Annotated in this window: 12 protein-coding genes; 4 read left to right on the top strand and 8 right to left on the bottom strand. The window is 45.1% G+C overall.

Features of this window, described 5'->3' with window-relative positions; genetic code table 11:
* Window positions 1-324 precede the first annotated feature (324 nt).
* Window positions 325-1,497, top strand: a complete 1,173-nt coding sequence (hpsO, locus tag F6K64_RS12265; protein ID WP_287265506.1) for a hormogonium polysaccharide biosynthesis glycosyltransferase HpsO — start codon at window positions 325-327, stop codon at window positions 1,495-1,497.
* Window positions 1,498-1,709: 212 nt separating this feature from the next.
* On the opposite strand, the gene F6K64_RS12270 is transcribed toward hpsO, so the two are convergent.
* The 7 genes from F6K64_RS12270 to F6K64_RS12300 form a co-directional block, all read right to left on the bottom strand.
* Window positions 1,710-3,116, bottom strand: a complete 1,407-nt coding sequence (locus F6K64_RS12270; protein ID WP_008185332.1) for a glycosyltransferase family 2 protein — start codon at window positions 3,114-3,116, stop codon at window positions 1,710-1,712.
* Window positions 3,117-3,372: 256 nt separating this feature from the next.
* On the bottom strand, window positions 3,373-5,151 hold the full coding sequence (locus F6K64_RS12275) for a fatty acyl-AMP ligase (RefSeq protein WP_008185335.1): 1,779 nt from the start codon (window positions 5,149-5,151) through the stop codon (window positions 3,373-3,375).
* Window positions 5,152-5,220: 69 nt separating this feature from the next.
* Window positions 5,221-5,352: a hypothetical protein gene (locus F6K64_RS12280; RefSeq protein ID WP_008185337.1), complete on the bottom strand. Its 132-nt coding sequence runs from the start codon at window positions 5,350-5,352 to the stop codon at window positions 5,221-5,223.
* Between the two features lie 274 nt (window positions 5,353-5,626).
* A complete protein-coding gene (locus F6K64_RS12285) occupies window positions 5,627-5,839 on the bottom strand; it encodes a hypothetical protein (RefSeq protein WP_287265489.1) in 213 nt (70 codons plus the stop codon).
* A gap of 87 nt (window positions 5,840-5,926) precedes the next feature.
* Complete coding sequence (locus F6K64_RS12290; RefSeq protein ID WP_008185343.1) at window positions 5,927-6,226, bottom strand: hypothetical protein; 300 nt, start codon at window positions 6,224-6,226, stop codon at window positions 5,927-5,929.
* A gap of 64 nt (window positions 6,227-6,290) precedes the next feature.
* Window positions 6,291-7,061 carry an aspartyl/asparaginyl beta-hydroxylase domain-containing protein gene (locus F6K64_RS12295; protein ID WP_287265490.1) on the bottom strand — a complete coding sequence of 257 codons (771 nt, stop codon included), beginning with the start codon at window positions 7,059-7,061 and terminating at the stop codon, window positions 6,291-6,293.
* Between the two features lie 291 nt (window positions 7,062-7,352).
* Entirely contained in the window at window positions 7,353-9,179 is a 1,827-nt protein-coding gene (locus F6K64_RS12300) for a fatty acyl-AMP ligase (protein ID WP_008185347.1), read from the bottom strand.
* Between the two features lie 425 nt (window positions 9,180-9,604).
* On the opposite strand from F6K64_RS12300, the gene F6K64_RS12305 reads away from it, so the two are divergent.
* The 3 genes from F6K64_RS12305 (at window position 9,605) to F6K64_RS12315 (ending at window position 14,555) form a co-directional block, all read left to right on the top strand.
* Window positions 9,605-11,320 carry an aminotransferase class I/II-fold pyridoxal phosphate-dependent enzyme gene (locus F6K64_RS12305; RefSeq protein WP_287265491.1) on the top strand — a complete coding sequence of 572 codons (1,716 nt, stop codon included), beginning with the start codon at window positions 9,605-9,607 and terminating at the stop codon, window positions 11,318-11,320.
* 478 nt (window positions 11,321-11,798) lie between these two features.
* Window positions 11,799-13,388 (top strand): B12-binding domain-containing radical SAM protein, encoded by a 1,590-nt coding sequence (locus F6K64_RS12310; RefSeq protein WP_044493448.1) that lies wholly within the window; start codon window positions 11,799-11,801, stop codon window positions 13,386-13,388.
* Between the two features lie 321 nt (window positions 13,389-13,709).
* Window positions 13,710-14,555, top strand: a complete 846-nt coding sequence (locus tag F6K64_RS12315) for an SDR family oxidoreductase (RefSeq protein WP_008185353.1) — start codon at window positions 13,710-13,712, stop codon at window positions 14,553-14,555.
* 118 nt (window positions 14,556-14,673) lie between these two features.
* Here the strand turns inward: F6K64_RS12315 and dacB are convergent, their stop codons facing one another.
* Window positions 14,674-15,606: a D-alanyl-D-alanine carboxypeptidase/D-alanyl-D-alanine endopeptidase gene (gene dacB, locus F6K64_RS12320; protein WP_008185355.1), complete on the bottom strand. Its 933-nt coding sequence runs from the start codon at window positions 15,604-15,606 to the stop codon at window positions 14,674-14,676.
* Window positions 15,607-15,846 lie beyond the last annotated feature (240 nt).

The raw sequence follows: 15,846 nt of genomic DNA on the forward strand, positions 1-15,846 counted from the left end.
GTACTGGTGCAAGAGCTAAGTTTAACTGAGATCTCGCACCATTGTGATTAATATTACATGAACCAAGCTGATTGATACTATCGGAACGCCAAGGGCGAACAACCTGCCACCTTCAACCTGCAACCTGCAACCTTGGCCTTTCGGCCACGCTACGCGAACAACCTTAAACCTTCAACCTGCAACCTTGGCCTTTCGGCCACGCTACGCGAACAACCTCCAACCTGCAACCTGCAACCTGTAACCTTGGCCTTTCGGCCACGCTACGCGAACAACCTGCAACCTGCCACCTGTAACCTGCCACCATTAACTGTCAAAAAATTACCCATGAAAATCTTAGTTGCTAGCCACTCCTATATTGTTGACCTTAACTGCGAGAAGTTACGAACACTCGCTCACTTAGAACCTAACATTGAGGTAACTGTGGTGGTTCCCCGGCGCTGGCGTCCTGGTGGTGTTCAAAATCGCATCATTGAAACCCAACCCCGTGAGGAAGGTTCATTTCGGGTGGTACCAGTGTCTAACTTTAGTGAAAATAATCAGGGGCTGCTGACATTTGGGCTAGATATTATCTCTTTATTGAAACAGTTTCGCCCCAATATTATTCAAGTGGAACAGGGAGCTAAAGCATTAGGTTATGCTCAATTTATTACCCTGAATAAGCTATTGGGACTAAAGGCAAAAAACCTATTTTTTACTTGGTGGAACCTGCCCTACCAGGTAAAATTTCCAGTGTCTGTGTTGGAAGGGTATAACCTGGGCCATACCGATGGACTGATTTGTGGGAATCAGGATGGGGTAGAAATCCTGCGACAACATGGTTATAACGGAGCAGCTAAAGTAATGCCCCAATTGGGGGTAGATGAAAGCCTGTTTCTTCCCCAACCTCAGCCAGAGTTAAAACAGCAGTTGGGAATTCAACCCAATGATTTTGTGGTGGGATTTGTGGGACGGTTTGTAGAGGAGAAGGGATTACTGACTTTGGGTCAAGCCCTAGCTGGGTTATCTGGGATGCAGTGGAAGTGGCTGCTGCTAGGGCGTGGTCCCCTCAAGCCGATATTGATGGAAAAGGCGGCAGAGTGGGGAATTAAAGACCAACTGATTTGGATTGAGAGTGTTCCCCATGACGAGGTACCTCGTTATATTAATGTGATGAATACTCTGGTGCTACCATCAGAGACTAATTATAAGTTTAAAACCTTAACTAGTGTAGGTTGGAAGGAACAATTTGGTCATGTGCTAATTGAGGCGATGGCATCTAAAGTACCAGTAATTGGTTCCGATTCTGGAGAAATTCCCTATGTGATTGGGGATGCTGGGTTGGTGTTTCCTGAAAAGAATGAGTCGGAGTTACGACATTGTTTACAGCAGCTAATCAAGCAACCAGAGTTGGCTGAGAAATTAGGATATTTGGGTTATGTACGGGCAATGGAGCAGTATACCAATAAGGCGCTAGCTAAACAGCTGTTGAATTTTTATCAGGAATTAATTGAGAATTGAGAATTAAGAATTAAGAATTGGGAATTAAGAATTAAGAATTGAGAATTAAGAATTGGGAATTGGGAATTGGGAATTGGGAATTGGGAATTGGGAATTGGGAATTGGGAATTGGGAAGTAAGAATTAAGAATTGAGAATTAAGAATTGGGAATTGGGAATTCGGAATTGGGAATTCACCATTTTAGAAATTAATAATTCTTCATTCTTCATTCTTCATTCTTCATTCCCACCTCTATGGACTGTTTTGACCCATTTCAAGCGTTTAGGACGCACAGACATCCGAGCGGTAGTAGCAGCCATCACCAGCATCCAGTGCAATAGATAAAGATTTCCCCTCAAGGTCTGCAAGAAACTAACCAATAGGTTAGAAACACGTAATCTTCGATTTTGATTGGTGCGGCGCAGCCCGACAAACATGCCAATCACTGATAGGGTGACAGTTAGGCCAGTAATGGGGCTAAAAATAGGTAGACGGTTACGGGCAATAGCCATCAAACAGTCTGGTACAGCAGCAGTGGGCAAAAAGTACTGGATGATCAAGTAGGTAAATAAATCTAGAGTTTTCCGCAAACCTAGGCGGTTACTTACAATTAAACGCCAGTAATCTAAATAGCGCTGGTACCCTCCTTCTGCCCAACGGTTCCGTTGATGCCAGAGTGCGATCGCACTGGTAACTCCTTCTTCTTCTACTGGCGGAAAATTGAGAAAGCCAATATCCCACTGATCGAGGTGTAGGCGAATGGTTAAATCTAAGTCGTCGGTGATGGTTTCTTCATTCCAGGCACCGCAACGCTGTAGTGCGGAACGTCGGACAAACTGACCATTGCCCCGCAATTCACCAATCCCACCAACTGCAATACGTTGCTGTTGGAAATAGCTGTCGAGAGCCATTTCTGCCATTTGCCCTCGTGTCCAGAAATTCAGTGGTGCATTTGCGATCGCTTTTCTGACCTGCACTGCTCCCACTCGCGGGTTAGTAAATAAGGGCAAAACCCGCCGTAGCATATCTTTGGGAACTTTAGCATCTGCATCAAATACTGCTACAATCTCCCCTTTAGTTAAACCCAGTACCTGATTGAGTGCCCCTGATTTGCCGCCCCCGGCATTAGCACTCCGGTGCAGTACCTTCAACTGGTCGTATGTTGCTGCTAACTTATCTAAGATTTCTGGTGTTTGGTCAGTACTGTAATCGTCAATTACCCACAGTTCATACTGATTTTTGGGGTAATCTAATTGACACAGAGACTTAACTAAATTACTGATGACAGTTTCTTCATTTTTTGCTGCTACTAGCAGAGACACAAAGGGAAAATCGTCTTTTTCCTCATCTAAACAGGGTTGAGGGGTTTTTAACGGTCGAGCCAGCAAGCACCGTAGGGCATGAATTCCTAATATTGTTGTTAAGCTCAAGCTCACCCAGATCCCCCAAGACACCAAATGCAGTGCTATGGTTATGCACCACACTATGGTTAACACTAAAGCTGCTTTGCGTCGGCGTCCTTCTAGTCCCTGGAAAAATAAGCTAGTTTCAAACTCTTCCTCTGACAAGTTAGACAGCATAGAGCCAAGTTGCTTCAGCTCTTGGCTTGGCGCTTTTTCTGACCAGGAATTCTCCGACATAAGCTATGTACTGCAACTACCAACTAAGGCCACTAATGCCTTATTCTATCCGAAATTGTTACAAAACTATTAAATTCTATCAAGTAAAGTATAGTTTAGGACATAACTCTCATCTGGGGTTTGAAGGAAACAGGTAACATAAACATTTGTTAACCTTTACTTCCACGTAAGGAGTCTGTTCAGGAAGTTTTGAGGGTGAGGGCAAGGTGTTATCTTAATGGTGTTATCTTAATGGTTAATGGCTCAAGCCAATAGCCTAATCCCTATCATTTATAACAGCCAGAGTTCCCGCCATAAAACTCTGGCGACAGGCATGACGCTGAATCTTACCACTAGATGTCTTGGGAATAGTACCTGGTTTGAGCAACAGAGCAGTATGAACCGGCAAATCGTGATGTTGTAATACTGCTCGTCGGATTAACCGGATTAACTCCTTGCTATCAAGGGCATGGTCTTTCGCTCCATTGCCAGGGTCAGAAGCAGCTAGCCGAGTAGATTTCCAATAGCTACGTTCTACCTCAGCAATCACCACTAACTGTTCCTCACCAGCAATATTCACGGAAAATGCTGCCGAACACGTAGGTCTGAGCAAGGAGTGGGTGTTTTCTACGGTCCATTCAATATCTTGGGGATAGTGGTTACGACCATTGATAATGATCAGATCCTTGAGACGACCAGTAATAAATAATTCACCGTCGAGCATGAATCCCAAGTCACCGGTGCGTAGAAATGGCTTTTCCCCCATCGATGCTAGAGTTACGCGAAAGTTTCGTTCGGTTGTTGCCGGTTGATTCCAGTAACCTTGGGCAATGCTTGGTCCTGATACCCAGATTTCTCCCACTTGTCCTGGGTCACATCGGGTCAAGGTTTCAGGATGGACAATTACAATCTGCTGGTCTGGCAGACTTTGACCACAGCCTACGAGGGTAAGGGTACCTTCTTGCTCAACACTAGCTGGCACAACGTGATTTTGCTCCAGTGCTGCCCCCTCAACTGTTCTTAAGACAATTGGGGCACTTTTGACACCACCAGAAACCATTAAGGTGGCTTCAGCCATGCCATAGCAAGGGTAGAATGCTTCTCGGCGGAAGCCACAGGACTCAAATTTAGTTGCAAACCGCTCCAAGATGGCGAAGTTAATTGGCTCAGCTCCGTTAAAGGCCAGGTCCCAACTACTCAAATCCAAGTTTGTTAGTTGTTCTGGCTTGATTTTGCGTACGCATAAGTCGTAAGCCAAGTTTGGTCCTCCACTGCTGGTGGCTCGATAGTGGGAAATCACTTTTAACCACCGAATCGGACTTTGCAAAAACATCAAGGGGGACATCAGAGTAGCTGGAAAACCGCCGTATAGAGGTTGGAGTATACCACCAATCAGACCCATGTCATGGTACATCGGCAACCAAATCACCCCACTGCTGTGGTCGGTGTGCCCAAAATACTTATAGATAGCAGCTGAATTATGGACTAGATTGCTGTGGCTAATCATCACTCCCTTCGGTGCAGCGGTTGAACCAGAGGTGTATTGGAGAAAAGCTAGGGTGCTACCATCTATAGCTGGTTGCTGCCATGATTGAGCTAAGTTGCCGTTAATGTTTTCTGTGGCTAGCCAGTGCAGTGTCTTCAGTTCTGGAGCCTCAGTAAACCGTCGCTCTAAATTAGACAGGATTGCTTGGGTAGTTAGGGCTACCCTTGCCAGGGAATCTTTGACAATTCCCTGAACACGGACAAGGGAGCGGTTGGGTCTAGGAGGATAAGCGGGCACAGCTACAACCCCAGCGTACAAACACCCGAAAAATGCACAAATATAGTCTAGACCAGGAGGATACAGTAGTAGCGCAGTTTCTCCTGGGGAATATATTGATTGCAGGTGGAACGCGATCGCTTGGGCTTGTTGCTCCAACTGTTGGTAAGTCAGACTGACCTGTTCAGTTTCTCCATCCACCAAAAAGGTATATGCGATCGCATCTGGCTGGTTAACTGCTCTGTAGCGCAGGATATCCACTAACGTGGCTGCTTGGAGAATAGTTTGTGACACCTTTTACCCCTGCACTTAAAAACTTACACAAAAAAACTTATTACTTTGTAAGCATTCAGCCGTCAGCTGTCAGCCGTCAGCCGTGAGCTTTTGGCCTTCGTCTTTTGCTGATAGCACCTCAAGTAGCACCATCTGTAGCGCATTAGCTGATAGCACCTCAAGTAGCACCATCTGTAGCGCATTAGCTGATAGCTTACACATTGCCAAACATTACTTTAGCTTGATTCCGACATCACCAAATATCCTGATATTGAGGATTCATAATTCAGTAGCTTCGATTAATAATAATTCATTTTCCGGGAATTTTGAACATAAATTGAACCTAAAAAATAGTACTATATTATGAAATAATCCACCAATTATTCACACTACGCACTTTACACTGACCGCTGATAGCTGATAGCTGATAGCTGATAGCTGATAGCTTAATGGTTACCCCCACCCTCCCCAAACTATTCCCGCAATTCCCTATTTCCTAGTTATACGAATTTGCTGCCCCGAGGCCATCCAAACATTTGAATATTTTAAAGCTAAAAGGCTCATCATAAGTTCCTACCCATTCTTGGTTTTTCTCAATCCAGCTGGCGATTGTATTAGCTACTTTTTCAGCAGGAGGAGCATAATTGACTCGGTTAGCTCGGATTTTATAACCTTTTTCATTGAGACGGTTCACTGGTGCCCAAGCCAAGGGACCGCTGATCACACCAGGACGGTAAAGCCTCATGAGGATTTGATGATTGCTGGCGTGGTAAACTATTGGTCCAACACCTGACCATTAATAGTGCAAAGCGATTTTACCAGAATGATAGACTGGACCAAAACAAGAAGGGCTACCATCTGCAATCGAACCAATAGCAACCACATCGAGGGGTCGCTCGCGCTTTAGCTTGGCTGCTTCGAGGGCTACCAATGCTGGCCAACTGTAGTTAACACGGTTCATCGATTCTACTATCTCAACCAGTGGCACTCCTCCATCCCCTACCTCAGTTTCGATTTGTCCTGCATTCAGGATAATCACATCGGGGTCATACTCAAGCCACCTTTGGGCATCCTCAAGGGTTTGTTGTTGAGACACACACAATGTATTGAAATAGTTACCTCTCCCCCCTCGCCCCACACTCGCTCTGTTCCCTATTGATTCATTGTCGAGCAAACACCTTATCTAAACGTTCTTCCCATTTCTTCTGATTAGCCATAGCATCTTGAACGTAGGGTGACCAAGCAATTACTTTAATAAATAATTGATTAATCCATGAAACAGGAAAACGGAGCGGCCTGACAATATCTAGAAATAAAACCACCCGCATCCCATCGGTTTCATTCCATACCTCATGGGGGAAGCTATCATCAAATATCATCGTTTTTCCTTCTTCCCAATAGCGAATGTCGTTACCAACACGAATCCGACAATTTTCCTTCGGTTCAGGAACACGTAATCCTAGAAGACATCTGATTACCCCTTTATAAGGTCCCCTGTGTTCAGGGATATGTTTACCTGGTAATAGGATTGAAAAAAATGCCGTTTTCATACCAGGAATTTTTTCGATAATACGAGTAGTTTCTGGACATTTTTCACAATTTTGTTTAACTTTGATTCCATAGCCATAAAAGCCATAGGTTTTCCACCGATTATCCGTGCTGACGTACTGACCTTGGTCTGGAGAAATATCCTGGAAGTTGGGTAGACTATCTCTATATTTCAATACTTGGTCTAGCTCTTGGCGAATCGTCATCCATTGGGATTCTAACTCTTCCACCCAATTAAATTTATCAGGATCAAAGAATGTTGAATTACCAATTAATGAAGAATTAGTAATTAACGTTTCCAACTTGTATATAAGTGGTGTACCAATACTATATATCAGGAAATTCCTCGCTTTTTCCCTAAGAGCGTCTAAAGAACGTTTCATGATTAATTATTAATTTAGCTGCGCTTAGATAAATATATTACCATACCTAATTAGTTTTTTTAATTGTTGCTAAAAAAAATTATAAATTGCTAGTGATGGTCGAAATTAGTAACTGGGAATTAGTAATATTTAACACATTTAATAATTCCAATAACTTAAGCATTCAGCAGTCAGTAGTCAGCAGTGAGTGGAAACCCCCGTGTCTGCCACTGCATCGCTTATTCAAAATCACCGATTGCGCTACGGGCATAAGCTGATAGCTGATAGCTGATAGCTGACCCAATAACAACTCTAGGATTCTGATGAAGCAACATTCAACTGACTCAACAAATCGGTAATGCTACGCTGCTGAAGTTGACTCTGTCGCCATTCACCTACTGCTTCTAAAGTGCCATCAAGAAATCGCAGCCGACATTCCCGACGTTTAATCTTACCACTAGAGGTTTTGGGAATACTTCCGGTTTTCAGCAGCACAATCCCATAAACATCGGCAATATGCTCTTGGGCTACCGCTTGACGAATGGCTGCCACTACTTCATCAACCACTAAGTGTCTCAGGTAACTCCGCTTTATCTCTTGAGCAATAACTAATCGTTCTTCCCCTTCTAAATCTACGGAAAACGCTGCACTAGCGTTGGGTCGCAGGGCTGGATGACTCTTCTCAACAGTGGCTTCAATATGCTGGGGATAGCGGTTGTTGCCCCAGAGGATCATCAATTCTTTGAGGCGACCGGTGATAAAGAGTTCCCCATCTTTTAGGAATCCTAAGTCTCCGGTGCGCAGAAATGGTCCAGTGCCAGTGTCTTTTATATAGGCACCGAATGTGCGTTCTGTTTCCTCTGGTTGATTCCAATAGCCCTTGCCCACACCTAAACCAGATACCCAAATTTCGCCAACTTTATTCTCTGGACACTCTATTAGGGTTTCCGGGTCAACAATTACCAACTGATCATCCAACCAAGGCTGACCACAGCTGACAATCCCTTGTGTTTGCTGTTGGTCTTTAGTAGCAGTTATCACTCGATTCTCTCCTAGGGCACCTTGCTCGACATACTTAATCACAGCAGAGTTAGCTTTCAATCCCCCGGAAATAAATAATGTGGTTTCAGCCATACCGTAGCAAGGGTAAAATGCTTCTGGTCTAAACCCACAAGGGGCGAAGATATTGGCAAACCGTTCTAGGGTTTCGGCTCGAACCGGTTCAGCACCGGAAAAGGCTACCTCCCAACTGCTGAGGTCTAGAGTTTCAATCTGTTCGGGAGTTACCTGACGACATAATAGGTCATAGGCAAAATTCGGACCACCACTGGTAGTGGCTCTGGCTTTATAGCGGGAAATGGCTTGGAGCCAGCGAACTGGTTTTTGAATCAAGGCTACTGGTGACATCAGTATAACCGGAAATCTCCCATAGATCGGCTGGATCACACCACCAATCAACCCCATATCATGAAACAAGGGTAACCAGATTATCGCTTGACTGTTGAGGGTATGCTCGAAGGACTGATAGATCGACGCTGAATTGTGCAGGATATTGCCATGGGTCACCATTACCCCTTTTGGCTTACCGGTGGAGCCTGAGGTGTACTGTAGAAAGGCTAAGCTATCGTGATCTGGGCGCTCGGTTTCAATCCAGTCTGATGCTAGAGACGGGGAAATTTCGTTGGTTTCTATCCAGGACAGTTCAGTTAAGGTTGGAGCTAATTCTGGATTCGAGCTACACTGCTGCTGGATTCTTTTCCATAAGTCCGTGGTAGTAAGCGCTACTGTGGCTTGGGAAGAAATGACCCGCTGCTGTAATTGGGCAATAGCCTGTTTCGACCGGGGGGGATTAGCGGTCACTGCTACAACTGAGGCATACAGACACCCAAAGAAAGCGGCAATGAACTCTAAACCAGCGGTATAGGGGTAGACTAATAAGGCACGGGAGCCAGCGGCAACTAGAGACTGTAGCTGAGCAGCAATGGCTCTGGCCTGTTGATCTAACTGTTGGTAGGTCAACAGGCCAGATTCTGTTTCCCCGTCTGCTAGGAAAGTGTAAGCAATTTGGTTAGGTTGGTTTAGTGCTCTATCGACCACGAGATCGACTAAGTTGGAGTATTTAGGTTTATGGTTTGCCATTATGCGATCGCGGATTATCCCTGGGTAGTTTCCCCTCATACCAAGCCTAGAGGTTACCAGACCCAATCAATCAAATCTGCATCTTACGAAACAGATTTTTCGATGCCAAATAGCTTACCTGTCAAACGCTATCGGCGCAAGAGGGTAGACTTGACTTGATTGATAGAATTTTTCACAAGTTTTAGTAGTTCATGGCAAAATAACCATCAAGTCAACCCCGAAAATAGCAATTCATTGGCTTCAAGAGTGGCAACTAGACCGAAATAAAGGCATAATCTCTGTTTAGAACATTATTAGCTGAGATTGAAGGTTCACAACTAGGCTCAATGATCGAAAAGTCATGGAGGGGTAAGGCCAGACGATCACCCAGTGCCAGTAACTGGAGTTGGGTGATTTAATCTTTTAGTGTGGTGAAGGAGTGCAACATGGAATTGTTGAACCAGGTCTGGAACGGGAAAGAAAGCTCACCGGCTACTTTAGTTACCAGTGATCAGAAATCTACCGTCAGTTCCCCAAAATTATCTCAAGGAGCATCAAGCATTGCCACTTGGTTAGTGTCCAAGCTAGCAGAAGTACTTGAGCTGGATGTCCAAGAAATCGATATTCATCGGGATTTTACCGATTATGGTTTAAATTCTATTGAAGCTGTTAACTTATCCGGAGAGCTGGAGAATTTCCTCGGACATCGGCTTTCCCCAACGCTTTTATGGGATCACAACAATATTGAGGCATTGGCTGAGTATTTGGCCGAATACGTTGCTAAACAACCAACAGGAAACTCACAAGCTCACCTAGAAACCTCGTCAGGGAGGTCAATACGGGAAACGAATGGTCATATATCGGCCAAAAACGGTCTAATTCCAAATCAAGATGTAGAAAAGCTAGACAATCAAGATATCCCACCGGAATACCACCATTTCCACCTATATCCAGAATACCGCAAACTGCAATTGCAACAGGAGGAAATTAAAGCGCTGGGGGTCAACAATCCCTTCTTTACTCCCCAAGAACGGGTGGTCAACAACACCACACAGATTGGTGGTCGGGAATTGATTAATTATGCCACTTATAATTATCTTGGAATGTGCGGTGACCCAGTTATCTCTCAAGCAGCAAAGGATGCCATAGATCATTATGGTACCTCCGCCTGTGCTAGCCGTCTGTTGTCAGGGGAAAAACCGTTACATCGGGAGCTGGAGAAAGAAATTGCTGACTTTATTGGTACTGAGGATAGTATCGTCTATGTGGGCGGGCATGCTACTAACGTAACTACTATTAGTCACCTATTTGGAAAAAACGACCTAATCTTACATGATTCTCTGAGCCATAACAGTATTCTACAGGGATGCATCCTGTCGGGAGCGAGCATTATTGCATTTCCTCATAATGACTGTCAGGCATTGGATAAAATACTCCAGGAGCGTCGTCACCACTATCAACGGGTACTGATTGTGATCGAAGGGGTTTACAGTACTGATGGCGACATTCCCGACTTGCCCCAGTTCATTGCAGTCAAGAAACGCCACAAAGCTTTCCTGATGGTAGATGAAGCTCACTCCATCGGGGTACTGGGCAAACACGGTCGAGGGGTTGGTGAGTTCTGTGGGGTTGATCCCGCTGATGTAGATTTGTGGATGGGTACCCTCAGCAAGTCCTTCGCTAGCTGCGGTGGCTATATTGCTGGTTGCGCTGCTGTGGTAGAATACCTCAAGTATACCTCCCCGGGGTTTGTCTATAGTGTTGGCATAGCTCCTCCTAATGCCGCCTCGGTGCTGGCTTCCATAAGGCTACTGAAAGAAGAACCAGAGCGAGTTGCGCTGTTGCACCAGCGAGCTAAACTTTTCCTGGAATTAGCCCAGAAACAGGGACTCAACACAGGGACGAGTAAAGATTCTCCGGTGATTCCAATTATTGTGGGGGATGCGTTGAAGTCGGTGCAACTCTCTCAGAATCTGTTTAAACGTGGTATCAATGTCCCGTTTATGTTCTACCCGTCGGTGCCACAAAATGCTGCCCGCCTGCGCTTCTTTATCACCTGTAACCATACGGAGGAGCAAATTCGCTTTACGGTGAACACCCTGGCTCAAGAAGTAGCAAAGCTTCAGCAGGACGATAGTACCCAGAAATCACCCTTAGATTAACTATCAAATAGTAGCAATACTGGATACGGTCATAACTTGAGCTAATTGATGATCCCCCCCATCCCCCCTTAACAAGGGGGGGGAAGAGCCTTAACAAGGGGGGGAAGAGCTTCCCCAAAACACCGGGGGGAGAAGAGGCCGAAAGCTCAGTTTAGGCCGCTGCTAAGTATAACTACTGACAGGTAAATCTAAGGGAAAACTGGCAACTTACAGATTAAAAATCCCGTTGGCGAATTGAGTGGGAATTAACTGGGGGATCAGACTATATATATTAGCAAGCCTTAGCAACTAACTAACTCGGGAAAAGTCTCCCACCCCGTTACCTACCTAATATTTACCTAACCTAATAGTTAGTGGCTGACAGGCAATCCGCCAACGACATCTTTCCAACTCTGGTTAAGTTAAGCCAGCTGTGATCAATTGATACATTCTGATAAATCAATTCCGGAAAACCTAACTATCGTTTCAGGTGCCACTTATGCGAGTTTTACTGCTATATCCTCTGTTTCCGAAAAGTTTCTGGTCAATGGAGAAAACCATTGAGTTGGTGAATCGCAAGGCACTGGTGCCACCCCTAGGTTTGGTGACAGTAGCGGCGATATTACCTCAGACATGGTCCTTTAAACTGGTTGACCGCAATGTATGTGAGGTAACGGAGGCAGAATGGGATTGGGCTGAGATAGTGATTATCTCAGGTATGATCGTCCAGAAAAAGGATTTTCTTGAGCAAATTCAGGAAGCTAAGCGCCGTGGGAAAAAGGTAGCCGTTGGTGGTCCTTACCCGACCACCTCACCCCACGAACCTGAAGGGGCTGGGGCAGATTACTTGATTTTGGATGAAGGGGAAATTACCCTACCGATGTTTGTCTCAGCGATTGAACGGGGCGAGAGTCAAGGGGTGTTTCGTGCCAATGGTGAGAAGCCGGATGTGACGGAGAGCCCAATCCCCCGTTTTGATCTTCTCGACCTCGAAGCCTATGACACTATGGCAATCCAGTTCTCTCGGGGCTGTCCATTTCAGTGCGAATTCTGCGATATTATTGTCCTCTACGGTCGCAAACCCCGCACCAAAACTCCCGAGCAGTTGTTAGCTGAACTAGAACGCCTCTTAGAACTGAATTTCCAAGGGGGGATTTTTCTAGTCGATGACAACTTTATTGGCAATAAGCGCAATGTCAAGATTCTGCTGAAAGCCATGAAAGTCTGGATGGCTGAACACGAGTATCCTTTTAACTTCATCACAGAAGCTTCCGTGGATTTGGCTCAAGACCAAGAACTGATCGACCTGATGGTCGATTGTAATTTTAAAGCGGTCTTTTTGGGCATTGAAACTCCTGATGAAGACAGCCTTACCCTGACTAAAAAGTTGCAAAATACTCGGGATTCTCTGAGTGAATCGGTGGATGCAATTACCCAGGCAGGTATCAGGGTGATGGCTGGGTTTATCATGGGCTTTGATGGGGAAAAACCTGGCGCAGGCGATCGCATTGTCCAGTTTATTGAGAAAACGTCGATTCCTATTGCTTTTTTTAGTATGTTGCAGGCATTGCCTAATACTGCTCTGTGGCATCGCCTTGAGAAAGAAGGACGACTTATCGATGGTGGGGCTAATATTAACCAAACGACTTTGCTCAATTTTGTGCCAACTCGGCCTGTGGAAGAAATTGCTCGTGAATATGTGGAGGCGTTTTGGAGACTGTATGACCCAGAGCGATTTTTAAACCGCATCTACAACTACTTGATGAAGCTGGGTCTACCAAGGCATGGTGTATCTCGTCCGATCGATTGGATAACTATCCGGGCGCTACTAACCATATGCTGGCGACAAGGGGTTGTCCGTAAGACCCGCTGGACGTTCTGGAAGAGTCTGTTTAAGCTGATTCAGCAGAAACCGAAAGTGGTCGGCTCTTTCTTTGTACTTTGTGCCTACGCAGAACACTTCCTGGAATATCGCCAAATTGTCCGTGACCAAATTGAGGCTCAGCTGGCTGAATTTATGACTAATAAACCAGCACCTTTACCGGCTAAGAATGAGGAAGTGGCGGTAAGCGAATCCGCGATCGCATAATTCATTCTTTAGGGAACAGCGGATCTGGGAACAGGGCAAAAATTGGTGTACCTGATGACGATCACAACTGCTAGATAAGAGTGCGATCGCAAAACGTTGCGTCAGTCTTGGAATGAATAGGAGTAGAGTGGGCATCCTGCCCGCCCCAAAATAAGGAGGAAACTGGCAAGATGCCAGTTCTACACAAGATGCCAGTTCCACGCCTGATGCCCATTCTACAGGTGCGACCCGACTCCCGATTCCCGACTCCCTGTTCCCTATTCCCTGTTCCCTATTCCCTGTTCCCTTAAAAATTAAGGCTCCTTCGGAATAGACTCAACCATGACCTTCAATCAACAGCACGCTATTATCACAGGGGGTTCCAGTGGGATTGGCAAAGCCACTGCCAAATTATTAGCCCAGAAGGGAGCTAATCTGACCTTGATTGCTAGGGATACAGCTAAGCTAGAGCAGGCTAAAGTCGAGATTGAAGGGATGGGAACAGATCCGCAAGCAAAAATTATAACTATTTCTGCTGATGTTTCCCAGCAGATACAGGTAGAAACAGCCATTGAGCAAGCAATCGACCAAATCGGTCCGGCTGACCTATTAATCACTAGCGCTGGTATTGCTCATCCCGGTTACTTCCAAGAGCTGCCCATAGAGGTATTTGAACAAACCATGGCAGTTAACTATTTTGGTTCCCTCTATGCAATTAAAGCAGTACTACCCAGCATGGTAAAGCAACACAAGGGTCATATTGTACTGCTATCTTCCGGTGCTGGACTGATTGGTATTTATGGCTATACCCCTTACAGTCCCAGTAAATTTGCCCTGCGGGGTTTAACGGAATCCTTACGGGGTGAGTTAAAGCCCCAAGGCATTCATGTTTCTATTGTCTATCCTCCCGATACCGATACCCCACAACTGGAAGCAGAAAATAAAACTAAGCCCCTGGAAACTAAGATGATTACTGGCAGTGCCCAGATGTGGAGTGCAACTGCTGTAGCGAATCAGATTGTACGAGGTATTGAGAAAAAGCAGTTTGGGATCATGCCAGGATTCGAGATGAGATTACTAGGCCGGTTTCATAGTTTGCTCGCTCCGGTATTGAATTGGTATTTTGATCGGATTGTTGCAGGGAATCGGGAATCGGGAATCGGTAATCGGGAATCGGGGGAAGACTAGTTTGAAGGATTAGACACTCAGGAGTCGGATAATTACCCTTAATAAAAATCTCCCCATCTCCCCATCTCCCCATCTCCCCATCTCCCCATCTCCCCGCGCCCCCGCCCCACACTCTCTATCAACTACAAGGCATCAGCTGAGTCAATCGCAGAACAATCTGATCAATTCCTTTTTCTAAGACTTTGCCTGACTGGGATGGTTGATTAACCATGATGCTAAACACAATAGTTCCGTAATCGGGATGTTCTAGATATCCAGACAGAGCTTTCACTCCTCTGAGGGTGCCGGTTTTGGCCTGAACTTTGGTTTGTGTAGAGGGATGACGCAACCGATTTTTGAGGGTACCGCTCACTCCTGCAACCGGTAAAGAGGCTAGGAAAACTTCGTTATTATTGGCATCACTCATCCCTTTGAGAGTGGTTACAAATACCTCTGGAGTCGCTAAATTTTTCCGGGATAAGCCAGACCCATCTACCAGTCGATAACTATTAGGGTCAACTCCCAATTCCGCCAAAGCATCCTGCACTACTTCCGACCCGCCAATATAGCGCAATAAGGTATCAGCATAGCTATTGTGGCTTTTTAGATTCGTTATCTTTACCCATTCTTCCATTGACTTAGAGCGAATCGGAGTATTGGGATGAAGCTTGTTTAATGCTGCCGCTGTAGTTAATAGTTTGATGTTAGAAGCAGGGATAAAGTATTGATTAGCATTGTGGCTGTAAAAAATCTTCTCTTCCGATAACGATTCAACCAAAATCCCCCATTTACCTCTGGCAAAAGAAGGATGATCGATAATCGAGTCAATCACTGGTGGCAGAAACTCCGGACAAATGCCATTCTTGTTGCTTTCGGGAGGGGGAACAGGGATTTTAATGGAATCTGGATCTGTGTCTGGAGGAAGGACAGAAATTTCCAGAGATTTTTCCTGTTGCCTTAAGTCCGCAACTGTTCTAGCGCTAGCTTTTTTAGACGTAATAGGAGTTACCGTAGTGAGCACAGCTACAGTTAGCATTCCTAAGGATTTCAACCAATAATTCAATTGGGTCATAGTGAGGTAGTCGTGTTGCTACAATTCAACAAGCACTAACAGATCAAAAAAAGCATTGGTAGTTTAGGGTTTTATCCCAAACTACATCCTACAATACCTTTGACAAAACTGAATAATTTTTCGTTGCTTAATTAAAAATAAGCATCCCAAAAATCAAGACATTATAATAGTCCCGATCTAGACTATGACTATTCTTTCAATATTCCTGAATTTTATTCAAAAACAGATTATATTTCTATG

It is taken from the genome of Moorena sp. SIO3A2 (assembly GCF_010672265.1).
Lineage (GTDB): Bacteria > Cyanobacteriota > Cyanobacteriia > Cyanobacteriales > Coleofasciculaceae > Moorena > Moorena producens.

Bases quoted from the DNA above. Each gene is read 5' to 3' on its own strand.
- F6K64_RS12310 (WP_044493448.1), top strand. From the start codon at position 11,799: ATGCGAGTTTTACTGCTATATCCTCTGTTTCCGAAAAGTTTCTGGTCA.
- F6K64_RS12295 (WP_287265490.1), bottom strand. From the start codon at position 7,061: ATGAAACGTTCTTTAGACGCTCTTAGGGAAAAAGCGAGGAATTTCCTG.
- F6K64_RS12300 (WP_008185347.1), bottom strand. From the start codon at position 9,179: ATGGCAAACCATAAACCTAAATACTCCAACTTAGTCGATCTCGTGGTC.
- F6K64_RS12305 (WP_287265491.1), top strand. From the start codon at position 9,605: ATGGAATTGTTGAACCAGGTCTGGAACGGGAAAGAAAGCTCACCGGCT.
- F6K64_RS12270 (WP_008185332.1), bottom strand. From the start codon at position 3,116: ATGTCGGAGAATTCCTGGTCAGAAAAAGCGCCAAGCCAAGAGCTGAAG.
- F6K64_RS12315 (WP_008185353.1), top strand. From the start codon at position 13,710: ATGACCTTCAATCAACAGCACGCTATTATCACAGGGGGTTCCAGTGGG.
- dacB (WP_008185355.1), bottom strand. From the start codon at position 15,606: ATGACCCAATTGAATTATTGGTTGAAATCCTTAGGAATGCTAACTGTA.
- F6K64_RS12280 (WP_008185337.1), bottom strand. From the start codon at position 5,352: ATGTGTAAGCTATCAGCTAATGCGCTACAGATGGTGCTACTTGAGGTG.
- hpsO (WP_287265506.1), top strand. From the start codon at position 325: ATGAAAATCTTAGTTGCTAGCCACTCCTATATTGTTGACCTTAACTGC.